The organism is Phnomibacter ginsenosidimutans, assembly GCF_009740285.1.
GTDB classification, from domain to species: Bacteria; Bacteroidota; Bacteroidia; order Chitinophagales; family Chitinophagaceae; genus Phnomibacter; species Phnomibacter ginsenosidimutans.
In genome coordinates this window covers 1,252,691-1,277,226 of the sequence record NZ_CP046566.1, presented here as the reverse complement: position 1 = coordinate 1,277,226, position 24,536 = coordinate 1,252,691, and the positions used below count along the sequence as shown (strand labels likewise).

Genomic DNA, 24,536 nt, shown 5'->3' with positions numbered 1-24,536 from the left:
CGGAAAGCAGTTGGCCTCCTACCTTTGTGCAGCTTTGTAACAACAGCACACAACGATTGCAACCTGCTGAGTGAGCATGTTGCTGCTGCATAAAAACTCTACATCATGAACAGACCAATACGGGTACTGGTAGCCAAAGTAGGATTAGACGGCCACGACAGAGGAGCGAAAATTATTGCCACTGCCTTGCGGGATGCCGGCATGGAAGTGATTTATACCGGCCTGCGCCAAACGCCTGAGATGGTGGTAAATGCTGCGTTGCAAGAAGACGTCGATGCCATTGGTGTCAGCATTTTGAGCGGTGCTCACATGACCGTTTTTCCCCGCATCAAAAGCCTGATGGATGAAAAAGGCATGCACGATGTACTGCTCACTGGCGGCGGTATCATTCCTGATGATGATAGCAAAACCTTGCAAGACATGGGCGTGGGCAAACTCTTTCAGCCCGGCACCAATACACATGATATTGCCGATTTTATTTCGGCCTGGGTGAAGGAGCATCGGAGTTTTTAGATAAGTCCGAAAGTCGGGAAGACGGCAAGTCTGAAAGAAGGAAGAATCTATTTATTCGTGACAAGGAATGGTCTCGGCGCCCCGACTGGCGGCGGGCAGTCCTTCAAGGTCAGGAGAAATGTAGGGTATGCCCAAATCCAATCCACGAAGAATAAGCAGGATGGCTACAATGCCGGTAAACACGGGCAACCATTGCCGCATTTTGCTGCGATATTTTGCACTCAACTGTGCAGCAAATAATAACAAGAACAACATGAGCGGTGCGGTAGCAATGCCAAACACCGACATAAATACAGCAGCCGATACAATGCTACCCGTAGCAACCGCTGCACTCAACGCTACATACACCAATCCACAAGGCAACAAACCGTTGAGCATACCCAGCACAAAAGTGGCAGAGTAGGCCCGCTTACCCATCATCGCTCCCATGAGCGGCGATAGTTTGTTACCCATGTAAATGGTAAGCTGATTACTGTGGAATATGGCGGGTTTGAAAATGGTCACAATCGCAAAAAACAACATGGCAACACCCAGCACCAAACTCAGGGCCTGCTGCCATCCGGCCAGCACCAACTGCTGCCCTACAATGCCAAACAAAGCACCCAATGCTGCGTAGGTAAATGTTTTGCCGCCGAAGTAGGCGAGTATACCCATGCCTCTGCCCCATCCATTGGCCGAAGCAAATGGCAGTGATAAAGCAATAGGACCGCACATGCCTACACAATGCAGGCTACCGGCAAGTCCTAATACCAATGCACTGAGGTACAAAGCATCCATGTACAAAAATTATGGTGCGTAATAAGTTGCCTCGTTGTAATAAGGTTTGCCTTCGTACTGGTAGGTTGCTTTTACAGTATACCGGCCAGTCTTCAATTGGCTGGAAGGGATGTTGATGAGTCCATCTCCTTTTACAGGCACTTTAAAATCGTAGCTGGCATTGTCGGGGCGGTAAAAATGCAATTCCCCTTCACCTTCCACAGCAGCCACTGGCAATTGCACGGCTACACCATTGGCAGTAGCAGCAATGGTCATGGCTTTGCCCAATTGATTGGCGTTGTTTTTGCCATCAATCACTTGCTGATATTTCAGCTCTTGTGCATAGTAATCGGTAGATACCAAATCATAATTCTGGCGGGTGCAGAGGTAAACCATGCCGAGCATGAATACCACAAACCCTGTGTACACCAAAAATATTTTGGTTCCCCAGTTCCATTTGATGGTCATAGGCTTGATGTTTTATTCAGTGTAGCCCAGGAAGCTGGTCTTCACTGTTCTGATTCGTTTTCCGTCTTTGTACACACCAATTTTCACATCGGTGTCGCGGCGTTTAATGGCCGACTTGGGCAGTACCAGGAAGAAGGTGCTTTCTGCTTGTCCTTCTGCCGGTGTATGCAGTTGGTGGCCGCCCACTAATTTAATTACACCAGGCAGTTCTTCCACTTTCAATTGCACATCAATGTCTTTCACTGTTTTGTTCACCATATTCAGGTGGTACAAATTGCTCAAACTATCGGTTCCTACTTCCTGAAAGAGCTGGCCACGGGCACGAAGTAAAGTTACGTCTACATCGTTGCGGGTAAGCAAGAGCGTTGTTAACCCGGCCAGCAACAATACCAGCACCACAGAGTAAAACTTCATGCGACCTGTAAACTTGAATGGCTGATTATCGGCCAGCTGTGCTTCGCTGGCATAGCGAACCAATCCACGAGGCAAGCCTACTTTATCCATCACGGTATTGCAGGCATCAATACATGCCGTACAGTTGATGCATTCCAGTTGCGTACCATTTCTGATATCAATACCAGTAGGACAAACCACCACACACTGCTTACAATCGATACAATCGCCCAGTTTGTTTTCTTCAGTACGACGGCCTTTGCCACGAGGTTCGCCGCGGTTGTAATCGTATGCAACGATTACAGAGTTACGATCGAGCAACACACTTTGCAATCGGCCATACGGGCAAATAACGGTACAGATAATTTCACGGGCAAAAGCATACACACCATAAAAAGCAAGCGTAAAAATGATGAGTGCTACAAAACCGCCGACGTGTTGTGTTACTGGCTCCTGAATGATTTTAAATAAATCTTCAACACCAATGATGTATGCCAGAAATGTATTGGCAATAAGAAAAGAGAAAGCCAAAAACAATAAATGCTTGAGTGTTTTTCGTACAATCTTATTACCATTCCATGGGCCATTGTTCAGCTTGCGTTGTTCATTCGGATTGCCTTCCACCATCCATTCCATTTTACGGAAAATCATTTCCATAAAAATGGTTTGGGGGCATGCCCAACCACAAAACACCCGGCCATAGATCATGGTAAACAGGTAAATAAAAATTACCATGGTTACCATGCCTACGCCGAAGATGAAAAAATCTTGAGGCCAGAAGATGAGACCAAGAATAGAAAACTTTCCTTCTACCACATTTATCTGCAGTGCCGGATTGCCATTCATTTTAATAAACGGCAATGCAAAAAACAACGCGACATACAGTACACTCAATATAGTACGCCGGGTGTACCATTTCCCTTTGGGCTGCCATGCATAAATCCAGTTCCGTTTTCCTTCTTTGGTTACAGATGGCATCCTGTCGCGAAACGACTCTTCTAACTGCTCAATGGTTGCTTTCTCGTTACTCATAATCTGGTATGAATGCCTGGTTGAAGGGCATTCGTGTGTCAAAGCTATTTAGTAGGTGCTGCTGCTGCCGTGCTATCAGTCACACTCGCAGCGCCAGCAGCCTGATTCTCGTCATACAATTCGCCCTGAGGTGCTTTTGCATTGGGCGGATTCGTGCCTTTCAGTGATTTTACAAAACTGGCCAGCTGTGCCATTTGCATGGGAGAGAAATCATCTTTCCAGCTACGCATGCCCTTTTCTACCCAACCATATTTAATGCTCTTAAATACATCTTTGATGTCGCCACCATGTATCCAGTAGTTGTCCGTCAGGTTAGGGCCTACTGTGTTGCCTTCACCTGCTGTGCCGTGGCAAGCAATACAGTTAGCTGAAAACAATTCTTTACCAGAAGCTATGGATCCTGCATCCAACATGGTCACACTGTTTTCATCTACATTATTGGCACTCATTGCCAAATATGCAGCTTTGGCTTCCTCTGCTTCTTTCATCGAAATTTCAAGTTCTTCAATTTGCAATGGCGCAGAGTGAGAAACATGGTAACGATAGAGATACACACCAGAGAAAAGAATGGTGAGTGCAAAAGCAGCAATCCACCATGGTGGCAGCTTGTTGTCCAGTTCGCTGATACCATCATAATCGTGGCTCAGGTCAATGGCTGCTTCATCTTCAATTTTGGCAGAACGGTTTACCTTATCCCACCAGCTAACTTTAGGAACAGCCACGCCATCAACAGCAGCAGCCATTTCTTTCCGCGACTCGATGCCTACCAAAAACTTCAGTTGATAAACCAAGGCTACCAAAATGATAATTTCAACTGCAATCACAGCAGCCATCAGGTAAAAAGTAAAAGGCGACAAACCGTTGATGCTATTGTCTACCGCAGGTGCAGCCGTTGTAGCCGCATCAGCAGCAGCCTGAGCATTGCCAGCAATAGAAGCCAGTAAACCGGCACTCAGCAACAATATTACGGTTGCTGCATTGCCGCTGTTTTTTTCGGAACGGGCTTTCCGCAGTTTTGTTCTGAATAAATCGGCCGCATTGCCTACCACATTGCCGAGCAATGCAATGGCCAATGCCAGCATAATCATGATCAGTACCATCACCTGTGCCAGCGGATTGCTGAGGGTGCTGGGCTCTTTGGGTTGCGCACCGGCTACCTGTGCCATCAGCAGCATTACGCCCATGATGGAGAGCCATTTATGTTTGAAAATATTGAACCGCATATACTATAGTATTCGTTGGGTGAATGATGTTAGTTTTCTAAAGGCAGATTGCTTTTTTGCTGCCAGCTTTTTTTATCGGCACCGTACACATAAAATGCAACGCCAACAAAAAAGGTCACAAACAACAGCAAACCGATTAAAGGAAAAATAGACACACCGGAAATGCTCTGCAGATAGTTGATGAATTTCATAGCTGCTTATTTTATGACTACGGTTTCGTCTTTTACTTTAATGTCTTTACCCAAACGTTGCAGGTAGGCAATCAAGGCTACAATCTCTTTGTTGGGTGCTGTAGTGATTTTATCCTTTTTCAAACCCTCAGCTATTTGTGCAGCTTGCTTGTTGAGGTCTGCTACAGCTATCTGATCGTATCCTTCAGGATAAGGCACGCCCAGTGTTTGCATAGCACGGATTTTAGCAGCCGTCAGCGAAGTATTCAAATCATCATCCAGCAACCATGGATAATTCGGCATCAAACTACCAGGGCTCATCAGCGTTGGCTTCATCATGTGGTTGTAGTGCCAGCTATCAGGATACTTGCCACCAATGCGGTGCAAATCGGGACCGGTACGCTTGCTACCCCACTGGAATGGGTGATCGTATACAAACTCACCAGCCTTGCTGTATTCGCCATAGCGGGTTACTTCATCACGGAAAGGACGCACCATTTGTGAGTGACAGGTATAGCAACCTTCGCGGATGTAGATATCACGACCTTCCAACTCCAACGGTGTATATGGTTTTACCGAAGCAATGGTGGGCACGTTTGATTTGATGAGGAATGTAGGAATGAGTTCGAGCAAACCACCAATGGCTACTACTACGAGACTCACAATCAGCATTTGCACAGGACGACGCTCAATCCATGCATGCCAGAAATTGTATCCTGCATGTGGAACGAAATTCTTTTCGAGTGCTGGTGCTTCGCCATATTCTGTAGGTACAAATTTGCCTGCGGCAATGGTTTTCCAAATGTTTACCACCAACATCAGGAAACCAACAAAGTACAACGTACCACCTATGCCACGCAAAATGTACATGGGGCGAATGTTGGTTACTGTTTGCAGGAACTGATATTTCAAAGTTCCTTCCGGAGTAAACTCTTTCCACATCAGCGCCTGAGAGAAACCAGCCCAGTACATGGGAATGGCGTACAAAATGATACCGAGGGTGCCAATCCAAAAGTGTTGTGCAGCCATCTTCTTGCTATACAAAGGCGTATTCCACAAGCGGGGCACCAGGAAATACAACGCACCAAATGTGAGGAAGCCGTTCCAGCCCAACGCACCTACGTGTACGTGTGCTACAGTCCAGTCGGTAAAGTGCGAAATGGCGTTTACACTTTTCAGGCTCAGCATGGGGCCTTCAAAAGTGCTCATACCATAGCAGGTAAGTGCCACTACAAAAAATTTCAAAATGGGTTCTTCACGTACCTTATCCCATGCACCACGCAAGGTCATCAAACCATTGAGCATACCCGCCCAAGATGGGAGAATGAGCATAACGCTAAACACAGTACCAAGGCTCTGTGCCCAATCGGGCAGCGAAGTATACAGCAGGTGGTGCGGACCAGCCCAGATGTACAAGAAAATCAACGCCCAGAAGTGAATGATACTCCAACGGTAGCTGTATACGGGACGGTTAGCAGCCTTTGGTACGAAATAGTACATCACACCAATGAAAGGTGTAGTAAGGAAGAAGGCCACCGCATTGTGACCATACCACCACTGCACAAGTGCATCTTGCACACCAGCGTACCAGCTGTAGCTTTTCAATGCACTAAAAGGCAGTTCGAAAGAGTTGACAATATGCAACATGGCCACGGTAACCCATGTAGCTATCCAAAACCAAACAGCCACATACATGTGCCGTTCACGACGCTTCAAAATGGTCATGAACATGTTGAGACCAAACACCACCCATACCAATGTAATGGCGATGTCGATGGGCCATTCCAGTTCGGCATATTCTTTACCTGAAGTGTAACCAGCCAACAATGTAACCGCAGCGGCTACAATTATGGACTGCCATCCCCAAAAATGAATCCAGCCAAGCTTTGGACTAAACATAGAAGTCTTCATCAACCTCGGAAGTGCGTAATACACCGTCATGTAAATGGCGTTGCCCACAAATGCGAAAATCACCGCATTGGTGTGCACAGGTCTTACCCGGCCAAAAGTGGTGTAAGCAAAATCGAAGTTCAGTGCAGGAAATGCAATTTGGAAGGCAATCAGCAATCCGACAAGCATTCCCACCAGACCCCAAACAATGGTTGCATAGGCAAAGGCTTTTACATGCCTGTTGTCATAAGCGAATCTTTCAAGTGGTTGTTGCATATTGATGTAATTAGAGTTTTGTTGTTGGTTGATCATCGTACAGCATCCGCATAGGTGGGCCGTAGCTGTCATCAAACTGACCATTGCGGGCACTCACTAAAAAGGCTACCAGAAAGCCCCCGGCTACTAATATGCTGGCACCAAGGAGTATGAGTATTACAGCCATAATCTTGTGGATTGATTGAATATGATTAGCTATATAAATTGTGGACTATTAGCAGCGTCAAAACTATTTTCGGGCATACCTCATTTGGATGATAGCACTCACGGTGTGCTATGATTTTTGTCATGTTTTGGTCACAGATGTTTAAAACAGTACCACGTTTGTTGATAATCCTTCAACAACGACTATCACCCATTACAATCGCTTTATTTCCGAAGGGTGGTGCCTAATTTTCTTCTGCCCGTTTCTACACCCAGCCAGGTGATGATGATGATAGAAATGCTGCTGGATGGCATTAAAATGGCTGCCACCAGCGGACTCATCAGCCCCTGAAATGCAATAGACAAACCCACGAAATTGTACAGGATAGAAATGATGAATGAACCAATCACCACTTTGCGGCCACGGTGTGCCATGGCTACAAAAGCATGCAATTTATCCAGCTTGCCGGCATCCAAAATAGCATCACAACCGGGCGAAAAATTGTTGACATCATCTGTTACGGCAATCCCTACATTGGCCACTTTCAACGCACCCGCATCGTTGAGGCCATCGCCTACCATTAATACATATTCGCCTTGTTGCTTGAGCGTTTCTATATACGCCAGCTTATCGGCAGGTGCCTGATTGAATTTTACATCAGCAGGCTTACCCAGCAATCGCAGAATGTTGTTTTTCTCCGCATCATTATCGCCACTGAGCACCGCTGCTTTTTTGTTGTGCAGCAGCTTCTTCAGCATTTTATCCAATCCATTGCGGTAATGATTTTTCAATAAGAATAATCCCTGGCGGCCATCATCCAATTTCCAGGCTACAACCGAAGTATTACGATCAAAATGATCTTGCCCCCATACAAACATGGGGCTACCCAGTTTGATGTATTGATCATTTACCCAAGCCTCTACCCCACGGCCGGCATGTTCTTTCACATGCTGCAATGGTTGAGGTTTTACCTCCAGGTATTGCAGCACGGCTTTGCTGAGTGGGTGTTGCGTTTGCGCTGCTACCGATGCCAGCAACTGACGCAGCGGTTCATCCAGTGCATCACCTTTATAATGAATATCAAAACGGCGACCATCGGTCAGTGTTCCGGTTTTATCAAAAACGACAGTTGTAATTTTTACCAGCCGTTCTACTACTGCGGCATTGCGTACATACATACCTGCCCGGTCGAAGGCACGTATCACATGCCCGTTGGTAAATGAATTGCTCAACAATAAAGTACAAGGGCATGCTACAATCAACGCAGTGGTAATGGCAGGCCACATTTTGCTGGGGTCATTTATCCACCAGTACATACCGGCAATAGCGGTAAGCGTAAAGAGTACCACTGTAAAATAGCGGCTTACAGGATGCACCCACGAATCATTGTTACCATTGTCTTCGCTGCGCATGCTTTCTTTGTTCCACAAATTGGTGAGATAGCTTTGGCTCACATCTTTCACCAACAGCAGTTCAATATTGCCGCCCGTTTGCCGGCCGCCGGCATAAATTATTTCGCTGATCTTTTTTCTACCGGCACACTTTCGCCCGTTACAAAACTGTAATCAATAGCGGCTTGTCCACGTACCAGTATACCATCTGCCGGAATGATTTCGTGACTATGAATCATGATGCTATCACCATTGCGCAACTCAGGCAGCGGCACGGGCACTTCTTTGCCATCCACTAATTTGTTGACGGCAATGGGAAAATAAGAAGTGTAATCTCTATCGAAGCTCAGCGATTGTTGAGTGCGGTCTTGCAGAATGCGGCCAATGAGCATGAAGAACACGATGCCACTCATGCTATCGAGATAACCGGCGCCGGTACCCGAAAAAATTTCGTACACACTTCTTGAAAAAGTAATAAGAATGGCCAACGCAATGGGCGCATCAATATTGAGAAAACGGTTTTTTAAACCCGCCCAACCACTGATGAAAAATTCGGAAGCACTATACAACAATACAGGCAAGCTCAACAGCAGGTTGAGATAGCGGAAAGTTGGCGTTAAATCATAGGCTTCTTTCACCCCATCGAGCCCCACATATTCCGGAAAGCTCATCATCATGATGTTGCCAAAGCAAAAGCCGGCTACACCCAATTTATAAATGCGGTCGCGGTTGAAAAGATTGCGGGGCTTGTTGCCCAAATCATGCAGGCTGATATGTGGCTCATACCCAATGCTGGTAAGGATTTCCGCCACCCTGCGTAGTGAGATTTGCTTTTCATTAAACAACACCGACACTTCCTTTTTCGGAAAGTCGACACGGCTGTGCGAAATGCCTTCATCCATTTTATACAAATGCTCCAGCAACCACAGGCAACTGGCGCAATGCATTTGTGGCAGGTAAAAAATCACCTGAGTTTGATCGCCGTCTGAAAACTGGACCAGCTTCTGCCGGATGTCTTCATTTTCCAGAAAAGCAAACTTGTCTTTGCGCACCTGTACCCGCTGGTTGATACCGGGGTTTTCGCTGCGTTCGTAATAGTCGCACAAGCCATGCTGATTGAGCACCTGATACACCGTTTTGCAACCAGCGCAGCAAAAGTTTTTTTCGTCGTATTGAATGGGTTGTGCGGGCAAATCTTCTCCGCAGTGATAGCATTGAACAGCTGTTTCTGTGGTGGCTTCCATAATCAATTCTCTTTTCACTTGGGCGATGGATGGATATGTAAACAGCCGGTTGTTGATGCCGGCTGTTTTACTCACAATACCATTCAACGCACAGAATGGCGATCAATCGTTGAGGTTTAATATCCGGCTTGCTCCGATGCTTTTTGTATACGGGGCAGCAATACATTTTCCTTCAGGTAAATGGCTTGCGTAACCATTTGATCCAGCGTAAACAATTCTTCAAAAAACATGCGGGTATCAGCATCCCACTCGGGTTTCAAAATGAAGTTGTTGGCAATCAGGCGCAGTTTTTCGAGCAGGCTCAAAATCTTTTTGTTCTTGTCGCGAATCATTTGGGCGGGTATATGTGCCTCCCGAATGCGGCCTTTTGCGTCGGCCTGCATGATGAGGGGAAACAAAATCATGCTGTCATTTCTGATCACCTGTTCCATTTCATCTTTCAGCCTGCCAAACAGCATATGCCCTACGCTGAGCTTTTCTGGCTCAACATCTGAATGCTGCAGTAAATTAGAATATTCCGCCAGTGTTTCTAATGATTGCTTGATAGGTGCATAATGTTTTTGCTCTATATAATGACAGAGTTGAGGTGGCGTCAATTCATTCACTTCTACCAGGTGGGAGGCCATCATGACAAATAGTTTAGCTTAATACGAAACTAAGTGGGCATTAGCAAGTACCTCATGACTGCACTCACAGTTGATTATGACTTTTGTCATTTCTACGTCACCTACGTACATCAAAAAAGAGAAGCTCATGCTTCTCTTTTCTATGACTGGCAACACGTTGAAATCAACTGTTAATCGTTGAGATTGGCAATGCGGGACAACTCCCGAACATCTTTAATTGATATCTTTTTGCCTGATAATTCGATGACGTTTTCTTTATTCAATTCGCTGAGCAGGCGAATGGCTGTTTCTGTAGCAGTACCCACCAGGTTGGCAATTTCTTCGCGGGTAAGTTGCACCGCTATTTGTGTGCTATCAGGTTCAAAACCGTAAGTCTCTTTCAAAAAGAGCAGCGTTTCAGCTAATCTTTCCCGTACAGGTTTTTGTGCCAGGTGCGTCAGCTTTACTTCTGCTTCCCGCAGTTGATTGCTCAGCAGCTTCATCATTTCAAAACTCAATGAAGAATCGCTGCGCAAGGTTTTCATAAATATTTCGCGGGGAATAAAACATACCTGCGAATCTTCAAGCACTGTGGCAGTAGCATTGTAGCGTTCGTTTACCAGCATACTGCGGTAGCCCAGCACGTCTCCATCTCGGGCCAAGCGTACAATTTGCTCTTTGCCTTCATCACCAATAATGGACAGTTTGATTTTGCCTTTGTTGACGCAATACACCCCAAACGGATGGCCGCCTTCATGAAAAATGACCTGACCTTTTTTGTATACCGAGCACGTTTTTGAATCACTGATGTCGTCCAAATTTTCGCCATGTGTATTGCAAAAAATGGAGCTGGTTCTTTTTTCGCAACGACTGCAGTCAACGTGCTCGAATGTCTTCATTAGGTATAATATTTGGTGAATTCCAGTCTAATGCTCTCTTGTAAGATGGCGCAAAGGAACAACCATTTGCAATGAGAACTACCCTAAGTTCATCATTTCTTTAAAAAAAAGTATCAACTGTTTCGCTATTTAATAGGCCACCTTAAACAAAATGAAGTTTGGCGCTTCCACGGCTTGCTGTAGGTTTGAAAAAAAATTGATTGCCATGTATCAACACTTGCATACAACCCTTGAAGAAGGCATTTTTTGTATCAGCATCAACCGGCCCGATAAGCTCAATGCACTGAATAAAGATGTAATTTCAGAACTCGGCCACGCCATTGCAGAGTTATATACCAACGATGCCATTAAAGCAGGCATCATTACTGGTACAGGTGCCAAAGCATTTGTAGCCGGTGCCGACATCAGTGAGTTTACAAGCCTTGATGCAACTGCTGGCGCAGCATTAGCAGAGCGTGGTCAGGATTTGGTGTTTTCTAAAATCGAACGATCGCCCAAACCCATTGTGGCTGCAGTAAATGGTTTTGCATTGGGTGGCGGTTGCGAACTGGCGATGGCTTGTCATTTTCGCCTGGCTTCCGACAATGCCAAATTTGGACAGCCCGAAGTAAACCTCGGTTTGATACCCGGCTACGGTGGCACACAGCGCCTGGTGCAGCTCATAGGCAAAGGGAAAGCCATGGAACTACTCATGACCGGCAACATGATTACTGCTGCAGAAGCGCAACAATTAGGTTTGGTCAATCATGTAACCTCGCCAGAAGATTTGCTGCCGCAAACAAAGGCATTGTTACAAACCATCCTTTCAAAAGCGCCGCTGGCTATCACCCGCATTATTGATTTGGTAAACACTGCTTCCTATGCGCCAGAAGAAGGCTTAGAAAAAGAAGTCACCCTGTTTGGAGAACTCTTTGATACCGCTGATGCCAAGGAAGGTGCCAACGCATTTTTAGAAAAACGCAAAGCACAATTTACCGGTCATTAATACCGAAACAATTGTTGTGCATTATTCGTGGTGGCCGAAGCAATGGTTTCGGCTTCCACGTCATACACTTGTGCCAGCGTACTTACTACGTATTGCAGGTAGCTGCTCTCATTGCGTTTACCCCTGAAAGGCACCGGCGTTAAATACGGAGCATCCGTTTCAAGTACAATATGCTCCAGTGGCACTTTGGCCAGCACTTCGGGCAAGCCGGCATTTTTATAGGTCACCACTCCTCCTATGCCCAGCAAAAAGCCGAGGTCAATGATTTGGCGGGCACTTTCGTAGCTGCCGCTAAAGCAATGGAAAATGCCCGTTAGCCCACGGCCTTTGTATTCTTTTACCAGATTAATGGTTTCCTGCATGGCATTGCGGGTATGAATAACAATAGGCAATTTATAGTGCAGCGCCATTTCTATCTGCTGCCGAAAGGCATCAAACTGTTGCTCGGTGTAGGTTTTATCCCAGTAAAAATCGAGGCCAATTTCGCCTAAGGCAGGAAAACTGCGTTGCTGCAATTGCCTGGCCACAATGTCGAGTTCCTGCTGATAGTTATCATTGACCGAGCATGGATGCAAGCCCGGCATCATGACACACTCCGGAAACTGCTGCTCTGTTTGTTCCATTCTTTCAATCACCTCACTATCTATACCCGGCATGTAAAAACGGGTAACGCCAATGGCCTTGGCCCGTGCAATCATGTCGGCCCGGTCTTCGTCGAAAGCCGGCTGGTACAAATGGGTATGCGTATCTATCAGCATCATGCCGCGAAAATAAGTGAAACAATAACGGTATAGCGACCATCCTATTAGCCACATTGTGGAGATGAAAACCCATTTTTTATAGACAACCCCGTTGAATTATTATTTTTTTTAACCAAACGTTAAACCACTGCCAAAAGCCGGCGTCGTACCTGCACAAAAACCACCACGTATGATACGCAAGCCACTGCAACTTGCCCTCGCTGCTACTTTTTTGCTGGCCTCGGCTACCCTGACGAGCTGCCAAAAACAGATTAATGACACGGCTACTGAGGATGCCAGCACCCTCACCATTGAAGCCACAGAAGACGATGCCGAAGCCGAAGTGACTTTTGGTGACGTTGGCGACCAGGCCATGGGTGCCGATGCCGAAGCCGGCCTTGGTCAGATTGAATTGTTTGGCGGTGCCAACAATGGCAACAGCAATGTTGATATCGACTTAAACGAAGAAAGACCCGCAGACTCTGCACAGGGCGTCCGCTGTTTTAGCATCACGGTAGTGCCAAAAGATCCGGGTGTATTCCCCAAAACCATCACTATTGATTATGGAACCGGCTGTAAAGGTCGCGATGGCAAAATCCGTTCTGGTAAAATTGTAACCGTGTACAGCAAGCCGCTGGTAGTGCCCGGTGCACAAGCGGTAACCGAGTTCAACAACTACTATGTTGATTCAGTAAAAGTAGAAGGCCGCCATGTGATTAAAAACAATAGCACTTCATCTGTGCTCATCATGACCCGCCTGGTACAAAATGGTAAACTCACCCGCCCCAATGGCAGCTATGTAAAATGGAATGCCGAACACAGCACGACACAGGTAGCAGGATTGGGTACGCCTTTCTTCCCCAGAGATGATGAATGGAGTACCACCGGAGGAGCCCGTGGTGAAACCTTCCGCCGCAATACAACTACCACCTGGAGCCGCCTGATTGTAGAACCTTTGCACAAAGCCAACGCTTGCCGCTGGATAGACAAAGGCACTGTGAAAGTGACCCGTAACGACAAAAATGCGGTACTGAATTTTGGCAACGGCACCTGCGACAATAAAGCCACTATCACCATCGACGGTGTAACCAAAGAAATCACACTCCGCTAGTATTGATACCATTTTACCGCTTACACCTTATCAAACCAAAACAGGCTCCATGTGGAGCCTGTTTATTTTTAGTAACGTTTTCTGCGGGGTTTCATCGTTTTCCGAATCAGCAATTTCAAACCGATATACAAAGGCAACCAGCATACAATCAGTAACAAGCCCAACAGCAGGGCACCGGTTTTGTTTCTTTCAGCCAGCACCCGTTTTACATAATGCACTTTCAACGGTGTTGTCCATTTTTCGTAATACTGTAAAAACACAGCTTCGTTGGTAAGCTGATACAACTGTAACAATTGAGTAGTGATAACCTGTTTGTATTTTCTGTCGGCCAGCTTTTTGTACTTGTCGTAATACATCTGCTGACCCGCATCATATGCTGGCAGATAATATTTCAGCGACTGCAAACCCATTTCAGCAGCAATGGCGGCCAATGGTTCCTGCTGTTGATTGCGGTATTGCAGCAATCCGATCACCGTGAAAATATGACCGTCTAATATGCGGGGCGTTTCTACACCTACAGCTGCAAACTCTTCGTACCACCAGCCCTGTGGTTCCATAATGGTAAAACCGCCACTATCAATCGACACAAAACAGCCATGCAACAATTGGCGGGCCAATTGCCATGCAGCTGTATCCGCATTCATAGCATGTGCTTTGAGCATGGCCTGCATCACCATGCCATTGGTCATACCACTGGTAAATGGTGCCGGCACTTTAGGATACCAAGCCTGCCGCCATGCATAGCGATACAAAGCTGTATCATTACTCACCGTTGCGTTTACTTTCAACCAGTTGATACAGTTGTCAAATGCTTGCTTGTTTGCTGGCTGCTTCAATGAGTCGTACAAAGCTGCTTGCTCCAATGCAAAGTTGGCTACAATAGTAGCATTGTACTGTTTGCCTGGTGTAATGCCATTTTCAGTGGCATACACAACATAGGGAATGCCTTTGTCATCATAGAAAACCGGGGCATAATCAGGAATAGAATCGCCCTTAGCAGCAAACAAAACATTGCGTAGTGGTTCTTCTATTGTATCGCCGAATTTGCCGGCCAGCCAATAGGCAATTGCTACGGCAAAGGGCAGCACCAATATGTAACGGATGATTTTTTTCACGGACAGCTATTTACGCCAACACTTATACTACCCCCAGCATTTCACGGGCTATTTTGGCAGACGCCTCGGCATGTTCATTGCCACTCAGCATTTGCGCAATGGCCTGCACCCGTTCGTCGGTACTCAACACCCGCACACCTGTTTTAATGGCCTTGTTCTTTTCCTGTTTGTACACAAAATAATGCGTAGCGGCACGGGCTGCTATTTGCGGCTGGTGCGTAATGGCAATGAGCTGATGTTTTTGTGCCAATGATTGCATAATGACGCCAACCTGCCGTGCAGCTTCGCCACTAATGCCAGAATCAATTTCGTCGAAGATTAACGTTGGCATATTTAAGCCACCTGCTACCAGGCTTTTGATACTGAGCATTAATCGGCTGAGCTCACCGCCACTCGCTACTTTTTCGAGTGGCTCAAAGCGGCCGCTTTTGTTGGCATCAAACAAAAACTGAATGGCATCCATGCCATGTGGCGCCGGTGCAGACAATGGTTCTAGTTTTACTTTGAGCACAGCATTGGGCATGCCTACTTGCTGCAACAAAGCTTTTACCTGCGTTTCAAATGGCTCCAATGCTTTGCTCCGCAATGCAGTCAATTCATTGCCGGTTTTTCGCACCAATTGCAAAGCCGCATCCTGTGCTTTTTGCCATTGCTCAATTTGCTCACTCAAATTGGTAACAAGCCTGCAGCGACGCATCCAACTCCTGCTGAATGACCAGCAGCTCATTTGTTGTAAGTACGTTGTGTTTCTTCAGCAGTTTGTTGCCTATGTTTATCCGGTCAGATAAATGCGCCAAACGTTCTGCATCCATCTGCACATTTTCTTCCAGGCTCTCCAACTCTGCAGCAATGTCTTTCAGTTCTACCAATGCCGACTGCAGTCGTTCCTGCAAGGCATCCAACCCATCAGGACGGGTTTTCAATTGCTGCAACTGTTGTACAACCGTTTTTACCTGAACCGTAACCGGTGCATCGCCATTTTGCATGGTGAAAGCAGCTGTCGCCAATACCTGTTTGATGCTTTCGGCATTGGAGAGCACTTGCAACTCCGTTTCAGCTTCTTCAATTTCATTCGGAGAAAAATTCGCTTCTTCCAACTCTGTAAACAAGAACCGGTGATAATCGTATTCTTTGCTGGCCTGCTGTTGCTGGGCTTGCAATTGCTGTAACGTACTTTGCGCCTGTGCAAACGATTGGTAATGTTGCTGATACTGTTGCAATAGCGTGGCAGTGCCCGCCAGTGCATCAATCACTTTGCGTTGAAAATCATCTTCGCCCAATTCGAGGGTATCAAACTGACGATGCAAATCGACCAATATACCAGCAAACTGACGCAGCACCTGCAATGTTACCGGCGTGTCGTTGATAAAGCTTCTGCTTTTGCCGGCCGTACTTATTTCGCGGCGCACCACAAGCTGGTTGTCTTCATCCAAATCGTTGGCTTGCAACAAGGCCCGCATGGCTGCTTTGTCTGTGGGTTGAAAACTGGCTTCCACCACACACTTTTCTGTGCTGGTAAATAAAACAGCGCTATCAGCACGGTCGCCCAGCACCAAGCCAAGGGCACCCATCAAAATACTTTTACCGGCACCTGTTTCACCCGTAATGATGTTGAAGCCCGGTTGAAACTCAATCGTCAGCTCATCTATGATGGCATAATTGCGGATATGTAGCTTGCTCAGCATGCTGCGAAAATAGGCAACACGAATTACACGAATTAGGCGAACCACACGAATTGTGTGAAAGAAGTATGTATTCTTTTCTCTTAGTTATTCTATTGCCCCGCCTCAACTACAAATACACCAATTAACTAATTAACTATTCACCCAATTAACCAAAATAAAAACCGCCTGCAAAAATTGCAAGCGGCTCTTGTATTTTATTAATCAAGGATTACAGATCACGACCGTGGCACTGTTTGTATTTTTTGCCACTACCACAGGGGCAAGGGTCGTTGCGACCAATTTTTGGTCCCACTTGCACCGGCTGTTGTTTCACCGCATTGCCACTGGGATCGTAGTAGTCATCGCCACCGATTTCTTCCACACCGCGGCTATCGAGTTCGGTTTTCTGCTCACGAAGTTTGCTCAAATCGGTTTTCTCTTCGCGGCCTTCCCGAATATCTTGCTGCTGCTCCAGCGGAATGCCTGCATGACAAAGGAATTGTACCATGTCTTTGTTCAGTCCGCTTTCCATGCGGCTAAACAAATTGAAGGCTTCAATTTTATAAATCACCAACGGATCTTTCTGTTCGTAGCTGGCGGTTTGTACGCTCTGCTTCAAATCGTCCATGGCACGTAGGTGCTCTTTCCAGGCATCATCTATGAGACCGAGGGCTACGCTGCGTTCCATGGCATTGGCCAATTCTGCTCCTTGTGTTTCCAATGTTTTATCGAGGTTGGCCAACACCTGCATGCCTTTGCGGCCATCAGTAAATGGAACAATCACATTCATGATATGTGCACCCTGCTGCTGGCGAATGTTGCTGAACACCGGCATTGCCTGACGGGCCATCTCCGCTTTTTTGCGCTGATAGTTTTGCATGGCTTCGTCATACAGCTTCTGCGCCAGTTCTTTCTCGTTGTTTTTGTCGAATTCCTGCTCCGAAATTTTTGTATCGATAGCCAGATTGACGATGGCAGCCAGTTTGAAACCTTCGTAATCGTTTTGCTCTTTAAAGCCAGCCACACAATCTGCAGCAGCATTAAAGAAGGCATTGTCGATATCGAGTGCCAAACGTTCGCCAAACAAAGCGTGGTGACGGCGGGTGTAAATCACCTTCCGTTGCTTGTTCATTACGTCATCGTATTCGAGCAAACGCTTACGAATGCCAAAGTTGTTTTCTTCTACCTTTTTCTGAGCACGTTCGATGCTCTTGGTGATCATGCTGTGCTGAATCACTTCGCCTTCTTTGTAGCCCATGCGGTCCATCAGCGAGGCAATGCGGTCGCTGCCGAACATGCGCATCAAATCATCTTCGAGGCTTACAAAAAACTGTGATGAACCGGGGTCGCCCTGACGACCGGCACGACCACGCAACTGGCGGTCTACCCGGCGGCTATCGTGGCGTTCGGTACCGAGGATGGCCAAACCACCGGCTTCTTTTACACCAGGTCCGAGCTTGATATCTGTACCACGACCGGCCATGTTGGTGGCAATGGTTACGTTGCCCGGCATACCGGCTTCTGCTACAATTTGTGCTTCACGGGCATGCTGCTTGGCGTTGAGTACATTGTGCGGAATCTTTTTCACCGTCAGCATGCGGCTCAGCAATTCACTCACCGCTACATCCGTAGTACCTACCAGAATGGGGCGACCTGCTGCACGGAGCTTTTCAATTTCGTCGATAACGGCACTGAATTTTTCACGCTTGGTTTTGTACACCAAATCTTCTTCATCTTTCCGAATCACATTGACGTTGGTGGGAATAGATACCACATCCAATTTGTAAATGTCCCACAATTCACCGGCTTCGGTTTCGGCTGTACCGGTCATACCGGCCAGCTTGTGGTACATCCGGAAATAGTTTTGCAACGTTATCGTTGCATAGGTTTGTGTAGCCGCTTCAATCTTCACATTTTCCTTGGCTTCAATGGCTTGGTGCAAACCATCGCTGTAGCGGCGGCCATCGAGAATACGACCTGTTTGTTCGTCTACAATTTTTACCGCACCATCCATTACCACATACTCCACATCTTTTTCAAACAGGGTGTATGCTTTCAGCAATTGCTGCACGGTATGAATGCGTTCGGCCTTGGCAGAATATTCATTGAGCAGTACTTCTTTTTGCTGCATTTTTTCTTCGGGTGTAGCATCGGCTTTTTCAATGGCAGCCAGCTTCACACTCAGGTCGGGCAGTACAAAAAATTCAGGGTCTTCTGCATTACCAGTAATGTATTGCAACCCTTTATCAGTAAGGTCTACCTGGTTATTCTTTTCATCAATGTAAAAGAATAAACCCTGGTCTACCTTGGGCATTTCCTTTTGCTGATCGGCGAGGTAATAGTTTTCGCTTTTCTGCAGTTTTACCTTAATGCCGGGCTCACTCAAAAACTTAATGAGGGCACCGGTTTTGGGCAAACCGCGGTAGGCCCGCATCAACGCCAATCCACCATCTTTTGGATCGTCGTTGCCATCGGCTATTTTCTTTTTGGCTTCAATCAAATAGTTGTTCACCACTTTGCGCTGCTCTTCTACCAGCTGCGCTACACGGGGCTTCAGCAAATGGTATTGTTGCTCATCGCCCTTGGGCACAGGACCGCTAATGATGAGTGGTGTACGGGCATCGTCAATCAATACGCTGTCCACTTCATCCACCATGGCAAAGTGGTGTTTGCGCTGTACCATTTCTTCGGGGCTGTGCACCATGTTATCCCGCAGGTAGTCGAAACCAAATTCGTTGTTGGTACCATACGTAATATCGGCGAGGTATGCATTGCGTCGATCTTCGCTGTTGGGTTGGTGTTTGTCGATGCAATCCACAGTAATACCCAACCACTCAAATACGGGGCCGTTCCACTCTGAGTCACGACGGGCCAGGTAGTCGTTCACCGTTACCAGGTGTACGCCTTCGCCGGCCAATGCGTTGAGGTAAGAAGGCAGGGTACTTACGAGGGTTTTACCTTCACCAGTCGCCATTTCTGCAATCTTGCCCTGGTGCAATACAATACCACCGATCAGCTGCACATCGTAGTGCACCATGTTCCAGGTAACGGTACCGCCAGCGGCAGTCCAGGTGTTTTGGAAAATGGCATTCTCCCCCTCGATAGTGATGTATTGCTTGCCACGACCCGCCAGATTTCGGTCGAGCTCAGTAGCCTTTGAAACGAGGCTGGTATTTTCTTTGAAACGACGAGCCGCTTCTTTGATGGTAGCAAATGCCTCAGGCAGCAGCTCCATCAACACTTCTTCAATCTGCTTGTCGCGGTCTTTAATCAGTTCGTCTATTTGGCGGTAAATGGCGTCTTTTTCCGTCAATTGGTCAGCAGTCAATGCCTCGGCCGCATTTTTCTGATTGGCGATTTCCGCATCAATGTTTTCGAGTTTGGCCTTGATACGGGCACGGAAAAGCTGCGTGTTGTTTCGCAGTTCATCGTTGCTGAGCGACTGGTATTGCTGGAAAAACTGATTGATTTTGTCTACCAGCGGTTGAATTTGCTTGACGTCCTTCTCACTCTTACTGCCGCCAAAAATTTTCGATAAGAATCCTAACATATGGTCTGATTAGTGCCTGAGGCAATGTGTTGGTTATGTTTGAATTGGTACTGCCCAAAAATCATGCTTTGAATGGAATTGTGCCAAACTGTCGGCCATGATTTTGAAGGGCGGTAAAGGTAAGGTTTTGCCCTTGTGCGGAAAATGCAGCGGCGGGGCTGTTGGTAACGCCTGAATGAACCTGTTTTTTGCTAATCATCAGTGCTTTTTTCAGGATTGCGGTTGATCCACAAATCATCGGGTTTGCGGGCTTTGTCTTTCGCCGTGTTTTGCGCCCCGGCTCTAAACAATGCCGTTTTGCCAAACTGCTTTTTGATATCGTCAATGGCATTGAACAGCGGTTTATCCTGCTCCGGATTGTCAAACAAACTCATTTGAAATACATCAGTATCCAGCTGGCTGAGCTTTACGCCAATGAGCCGCACTTTGCGGCTGCGGTCGTACGCTTCGTGAAACAAAGCCTTGGCTTTGCGGATGAACACCAGATCGGAAGCCGAATGATCGATCACCTGCTGGCGGGTATGCGTCTCAAAATTTTCGTAGCGGATTTTGATAGCCACACAACCAGCCAGTTTGCCATCCTGCCGCAGTTCGTAGCCTATCTTCTCCGCCAGGCGGCTGATTTCTTTTTCCAGAAAAGGAATGTCATTCGTGTCTTCGCTAAAGGTTTCTTCGCTGCTGATACTTTTTTGTTCGTGGTAAGGCGTCACAGCACCATTGTCCTGCCCCAATGATTTGCGGTACAAATCGAGGCCCCATTTGCCCAGCCACTGCTCCAGTTTTTCCGGCCCGGTTTTTACTACATCGCCAATCAACCGCAAACCTTTGGCTTGCAGCAGCTCCACGGTTTTGCTGCCACAGCCGGGTATTTTACCAATTGGCATGGGCGCCAGATAAGCTTGCTCGGTGCCGGCAGGTATTTCTATTTCGCCATTGGGCTTGGCTTCGTTGGTGGCTATTTTGCTGATGAGTTTATTGCTGGCCAGCGCAAATGAAATCGGCAATCCAGTTTCCTTGTTGATTGTTTTTTTCAGGTCGAGTAAATACGGGAATACCGGAAAAAACTTATCCATGCCGGTGAGGTCGAGGTAAAATTCATCCACACTGGCTTTCTCTACCAGCGGCACTTTCGCCAATATAATATCCGTTACCATGCGGCTGTAGTGATGGTAATGCCCCGAGCCGCTCCAAACAAAAATGGCCTGCGGACACAGCTTGGCTGCCTGTGCAGTGGGCATGGCACTGTGCACACCAAACTTGCGGGCCTCATAGCTGGCCGAACATACCACGCCCCTGTTGCTTGTGCCGCCTACAATCACGGGCTTGCCAATAAGGTCGGGGTTCAGTAACCGCTCTACCGAAACAAAAAACGAATCGAGATCAATATGGGCAATGCGGCGGTTGATAAAAGAAGATGTTTGATGTTTTTTGTTTGTGGTTTGAGGTTTTTTGCTCTAAGTAAGAAGAACACAGAGAATCATCAGCAATGGCTGTAAGATGGTTTTGCCAATAAGTCTTTCCGTGCCCTTGATCTCAACCTTACCCTCAGCCTTAAGCCTTCAGCTTTGTGCCTTACGCACTTAAATAAATCTCCAGCAACCCTTCCGGCAGATGCACATGCACCTGCTTTTTTTGCTGGTCTATTTTCAGCAGGCTGTCTTCGTGCAGGGGTATCAGCACTTCTTTTTCGTTGATGAAAATGGTACAGAGCAATTGGTGCGGTTGTTCAATCACTTCCGCTATTTCGCCCAGCTTTTTACCATGGTCAATCACCATAAAACCGAGCAACGAAATGGAGGCATGTTTGGCCACATGTTTTTCAAAGTCTTCTTTTTTCAGCCACACCTGCTTTTGCAATAATGCCGTGGCTTTTTCGCGGCTATCGATGCCTTCCAGTTGCACCACCACTTCATCGGGGGCTTTGCCTTTGGCTGCTTGCAAAAAGTAGGGCAGTTTAGAACCGCTTTTCTCTTCAATCATCAATGCTACTACTCCCTGCAAATCTGTTTTTTTGCCCAACGCATGTTGCAAAATCATTTCTCCTTTGAGACCTACAACGGCTACCAACTTGCCCACCGAAACTGTTTCTATCATGGTACAAAAGTATTGGGGATGGGCATAAAAAAATCCCGCTCCGAACAGATCGGAGCGGGACGATAATTTGTCTGAACAGGTAATTATTCAGCAGCAGCATCTGCGGCAGGAGCCTCAGGAGCAGCTTCTGGAGCAGGAGCTTCAGCTACAGGAGCAGCCGCTTCTACTTTCTTAATTACAGGAGCCTGACGGCTGTCTCTCACCTGACGGCGATTGGCGGCTGAGCGGCGGGCGTTGTTGGCTTCGTGTTCTTCGTGCCATGCCTGGAATTTAACCATAGCAGTAGCTTCGTCGAACAGACCCAGCTTCACACCACGCAGCAGGTGCTTCAGGTACAATACACCTTTGAAGCTCAGGATACGACGAACAGTGTCGGTAGGCTGAGCACCTTTGTGCAACCACTCCAATGACTTCTGACGGTCAATTTGGATAGTAGCTGGTACAGTCAGGGGGTTGTAAGTACCTAATTTCTGAATGAACTTTCCATCGCGGGGTGAACGGGCATCTGCCACTACGATGAAATAAAACGGACGCTTCTTCGATCCGTGACGCTGCAAGCGGATTTTAACTGGCATCTTAAATAGACATTTAAATGCGTGAAACAATAAATTTTAAAACTCTCCCAATGATTTGGGATGGCAAAAGTAATGTTGGGTGATTAAATGAGCAATTCTGTTTTAAAAAGAAATCCTGAAATGGCATTTTTTTGACAATTATCAAAAGCTATCGCCGATTTCTTCACCAATATCGACTACTCCACATTGATGAATGCCACTTTACCATTGCCCTGATTGAACAAATACCCGCCAACCAGCACATTGCCTGCCTGCACCGATACCGTGCTGCCAAAATTGTTGTTGGGTGTAGTAGTACCGTCGGTGATGGACCGTTGGCGAATCCACGCCGCTAAAGGGCCGAATGCGCCTTGTGAGGTACCGAGCTTGTACACCAGCGCCTGCCCTTGTGCCGCATAACCGTTTACATTTTTACCCGGCATACCCACTACCAGATAATCGCCGTTGAGCGAAACACTGGCACCCACCATATCGCCATTTTGCGCATCTGTTACGGCCACGTCGGCGTGGTAGTTCCAGCTGCCAAATTCCAATTTGTACACGTATGCACGTCCTGCACCAGCAATGGAGCCTACACCGGTTTCATACGGCGAACCCACTGCCAGATAGTTGCCCTTGAGGGACACACTGGTACCATACTGGCCACCTGTAGATACGGAATTGGTGTATACTGTAAAGGCCCACTCAGGGTTGCTCTGTTTGTATTTAATGGCCACCACCCCTTTGTTGCTATTGTGGCCCGGCGCCCCAATGGCCGCAATACCCGTGGTAGCATCAATAGAAACGCTGCTGCCATATTTAGAATTACCGCTTCCCTGATCCCAGATATCGCGGTAGTCTTGCACCCAATCAGGCACAAAGGATGCATATCGCCAAATGTAAACAGCCCCTTCGTTGTTGCGGGTGGGTGGCTGGTTTACATACTCTTTGCCTGGTGCACCAATGATGGCGAGGGTGCCATCCAATGCCACACTGGTACCAAAGTAATCTTCGGCGGCAGCATCACTGGCCGTCATAATTTTTTCTTCTACCCAAGTGCTGCCATTGTACCGAAAAGCATAGGCTTTGCCAGCGTCGGCTTTGGAGGGCAAATCGGCGAGACTGGCGCCTACTACCAATGCTGTACCGCTTACACTTACAGAATAACCAAAGCGATCACCAGTAGCACGGTCACTGGCTTTCAGCAGTTGGCGAAAAGTCCAGCTGCCGTTTACTTTTTCGTACATAAATACAGCACCGTATTCACCACTTTCAAATTGGTCGTGATGGCCAAAAGCACCTACAGCAGCCCAGTTGCCAGCAATAGAAACACTGCATCCGTAACCCTGCCCGAAAAATGAAGTGGGCGGCTGATTGTAAGCGGGTGGCAATGAAGAAGGATCACCAAAAAGCAAGGCACTCCAGCTGCTGCCATTGTACATCATCACGGTTTGCTTGTCGGTATCGTACACCAGCAATCCCACGGCTTTTTTGGGCATGGCATTGCGCTGCGCAGAAGTCAACCGGGGAATGAGCAGGCCTTGTGTGCTACTCTGTACATCAAGGCGGGCCGAGGAGTCTGGCGCATTATTACCAATGGCAATATTGTTTTGAGCAAATAGGGTTGGTGCCAGCAGCAGCATGCAGGCAGTAAGCAGTTGTTTCATGTGTAAATACGATAAGGTTTATTCAGACAAAAAAATGCGTAGCAATGGTAA

At 47.1% G+C, this 24,536-nt stretch carries 23 protein-coding genes; 3 read left to right on the top strand and 20 right to left on the bottom strand.

What is annotated here, in order from left to right:
* Positions 1–105: 105 nt before the first annotated feature.
* On the top strand, positions 106–513 hold the full coding sequence (locus GLV81_RS05420; RefSeq protein WP_157477531.1) for a cobalamin B12-binding domain-containing protein: 408 nt from the start codon (positions 106–108) through the stop codon (positions 511–513).
* Positions 514–564: 51 nt separating this feature from the next.
* Here GLV81_RS05420 and GLV81_RS05415 read toward each other — a convergent pair whose 3' ends face one another.
* The 11 genes from GLV81_RS05415 to GLV81_RS05370 all read right to left on the bottom strand — a co-directional run bounded on the left by GLV81_RS05415 (position 565) and on the right by GLV81_RS05370 (position 11,005).
* On the bottom strand, positions 565–1,290 hold the full coding sequence (locus GLV81_RS05415; RefSeq protein ID WP_157477529.1) for a sulfite exporter TauE/SafE family protein: 726 nt from the start codon (positions 1,288–1,290) through the stop codon (positions 565–567).
* 9 nt (positions 1,291–1,299) lie between these two features.
* On the bottom strand, positions 1,300–1,737 hold the full coding sequence (locus GLV81_RS05410; RefSeq protein ID WP_157477527.1) for a FixH family protein: 438 nt from the start codon (positions 1,735–1,737) through the stop codon (positions 1,300–1,302).
* A 12-nt stretch (positions 1,738–1,749) separates the two neighbouring features.
* Positions 1,750–3,162 (bottom strand): cytochrome c oxidase accessory protein CcoG, encoded by a 1,413-nt coding sequence (gene ccoG / locus GLV81_RS05405; protein WP_157477525.1) that lies wholly within the window; start codon positions 3,160–3,162, stop codon positions 1,750–1,752.
* A 44-nt stretch (positions 3,163–3,206) separates the two neighbouring features.
* Positions 3,207–4,385: a cbb3-type cytochrome c oxidase N-terminal domain-containing protein gene (locus tag GLV81_RS05400; RefSeq protein ID WP_157477523.1), complete on the bottom strand. Its 1,179-nt coding sequence runs from the start codon at positions 4,383–4,385 to the stop codon at positions 3,207–3,209.
* A 29-nt stretch (positions 4,386–4,414) separates the two neighbouring features.
* Positions 4,415–4,576, bottom strand: a complete 162-nt coding sequence (locus tag GLV81_RS05395) for a CcoQ/FixQ family Cbb3-type cytochrome c oxidase assembly chaperone (RefSeq protein ID WP_157477521.1) — start codon at positions 4,574–4,576, stop codon at positions 4,415–4,417.
* A 6-nt stretch (positions 4,577–4,582) separates the two neighbouring features.
* A complete protein-coding gene (ccoN, locus tag GLV81_RS05390) occupies positions 4,583–6,721 on the bottom strand; it encodes a cytochrome-c oxidase, cbb3-type subunit I (RefSeq protein WP_157477519.1) in 2,139 nt (712 codons plus the stop codon).
* Between the two features lie 10 nt (positions 6,722–6,731).
* Positions 6,732–6,887 (bottom strand): cbb3-type cytochrome oxidase assembly protein CcoS, encoded by a 156-nt coding sequence (ccoS, locus tag GLV81_RS05385; RefSeq protein WP_157477517.1) that lies wholly within the window; start codon positions 6,885–6,887, stop codon positions 6,732–6,734.
* 203 nt (positions 6,888–7,090) lie between these two features.
* Positions 7,091–8,329: a heavy metal translocating P-type ATPase gene (locus GLV81_RS21835; protein WP_484555868.1), complete on the bottom strand. Its 1,239-nt coding sequence runs from the start codon at positions 8,327–8,329 to the stop codon at positions 7,091–7,093.
* Between the two features lie 47 nt (positions 8,330–8,376).
* Positions 8,377–9,576, bottom strand: a complete 1,200-nt coding sequence (locus tag GLV81_RS21830; protein ID WP_484555867.1) for a heavy metal translocating P-type ATPase metal-binding domain-containing protein — start codon at positions 9,574–9,576, stop codon at positions 8,377–8,379.
* A 41-nt stretch (positions 9,577–9,617) separates the two neighbouring features.
* A complete protein-coding gene (locus tag GLV81_RS05375; RefSeq protein ID WP_157477515.1) occupies positions 9,618–10,130 on the bottom strand; it encodes a hypothetical protein in 513 nt (170 codons plus the stop codon).
* A 167-nt stretch (positions 10,131–10,297) separates the two neighbouring features.
* Positions 10,298–11,005 carry a Crp/Fnr family transcriptional regulator gene (locus tag GLV81_RS05370; protein ID WP_157477513.1) on the bottom strand — a complete coding sequence of 236 codons (708 nt, stop codon included), beginning with the start codon at positions 11,003–11,005 and terminating at the stop codon, positions 10,298–10,300.
* 205 nt (positions 11,006–11,210) lie between these two features.
* On the opposite strand from GLV81_RS05370, the gene GLV81_RS05365 reads away from it, so the two are divergent.
* Positions 11,211–11,990: an enoyl-CoA hydratase/isomerase family protein gene (locus GLV81_RS05365; protein ID WP_157477511.1), complete on the top strand. Its 780-nt coding sequence runs from the start codon at positions 11,211–11,213 to the stop codon at positions 11,988–11,990.
* Here GLV81_RS05365 and GLV81_RS05360 read toward each other — a convergent pair.
* Positions 11,987–12,751: a TatD family hydrolase gene (locus GLV81_RS05360; RefSeq protein ID WP_157477508.1), complete on the bottom strand. Its 765-nt coding sequence runs from the start codon at positions 12,749–12,751 to the stop codon at positions 11,987–11,989. The two genes, GLV81_RS05365 and GLV81_RS05360, sit on opposite strands and share 4 nt — an antisense overlap.
* Before the next feature lie 169 nt (positions 12,752–12,920).
* Between GLV81_RS05360 and GLV81_RS05355 the strand changes: the two genes are divergently transcribed.
* The gene (locus GLV81_RS05355) at positions 12,921–13,841 is read left to right on the top strand and encodes a hypothetical protein (protein ID WP_157477506.1); all 921 of its coding nucleotides are present in this window, start codon (positions 12,921–12,923) and stop codon (positions 13,839–13,841) included.
* 68 nt (positions 13,842–13,909) lie between these two features.
* On the opposite strand, the gene GLV81_RS05350 is transcribed toward GLV81_RS05355, so the two are convergent.
* From GLV81_RS05350 to GLV81_RS05320, 8 genes are all read right to left on the bottom strand, one after another.
* Complete coding sequence (locus tag GLV81_RS05350; RefSeq protein WP_197428963.1) at positions 13,910–14,956, bottom strand: D-glucuronyl C5-epimerase family protein; 1,047 nt, start codon at positions 14,954–14,956, stop codon at positions 13,910–13,912.
* 22 nt (positions 14,957–14,978) lie between these two features.
* On the bottom strand, positions 14,979–15,653 hold the full coding sequence (locus tag GLV81_RS20015) for a DNA repair protein RecN (RefSeq protein ID WP_246186266.1): 675 nt from the start codon (positions 15,651–15,653) through the stop codon (positions 14,979–14,981).
* Positions 15,619–16,686 carry an AAA family ATPase gene (locus GLV81_RS20010; protein WP_246186265.1) on the bottom strand — a complete coding sequence of 356 codons (1,068 nt, stop codon included), beginning with the start codon at positions 16,684–16,686 and terminating at the stop codon, positions 15,619–15,621. Before GLV81_RS20010 ends, GLV81_RS20015 begins: the two co-directional genes overlap by 35 nt.
* 163 nt (positions 16,687–16,849) lie before the next feature.
* A complete protein-coding gene (secA, locus tag GLV81_RS05340; protein WP_157477502.1) occupies positions 16,850–20,170 on the bottom strand; it encodes a preprotein translocase subunit SecA in 3,321 nt (1,106 codons plus the stop codon).
* Between the two features lie 191 nt (positions 20,171–20,361).
* Positions 20,362–21,564: a DNA polymerase IV gene (dinB, locus tag GLV81_RS05335; RefSeq protein WP_343030630.1), complete on the bottom strand. Its 1,203-nt coding sequence runs from the start codon at positions 21,562–21,564 to the stop codon at positions 20,362–20,364.
* 178 nt (positions 21,565–21,742) lie between these two features.
* Positions 21,743–22,264 (bottom strand): ribosome maturation factor RimM, encoded by a 522-nt coding sequence (gene rimM / locus GLV81_RS05330; protein WP_157477498.1) that lies wholly within the window; start codon positions 22,262–22,264, stop codon positions 21,743–21,745.
* Positions 22,265–22,347: 83 nt separating this feature from the next.
* On the bottom strand, positions 22,348–22,839 hold the full coding sequence (rpsP, locus tag GLV81_RS21100) for a 30S ribosomal protein S16 (RefSeq protein WP_157477496.1): 492 nt from the start codon (positions 22,837–22,839) through the stop codon (positions 22,348–22,350).
* A 176-nt stretch (positions 22,840–23,015) separates the two neighbouring features.
* Complete coding sequence (locus tag GLV81_RS05320; protein WP_157477494.1) at positions 23,016–24,485, bottom strand: FG-GAP repeat protein; 1,470 nt, start codon at positions 24,483–24,485, stop codon at positions 23,016–23,018.
* Between the last annotated feature and the right edge of the window lie 51 nt (positions 24,486–24,536).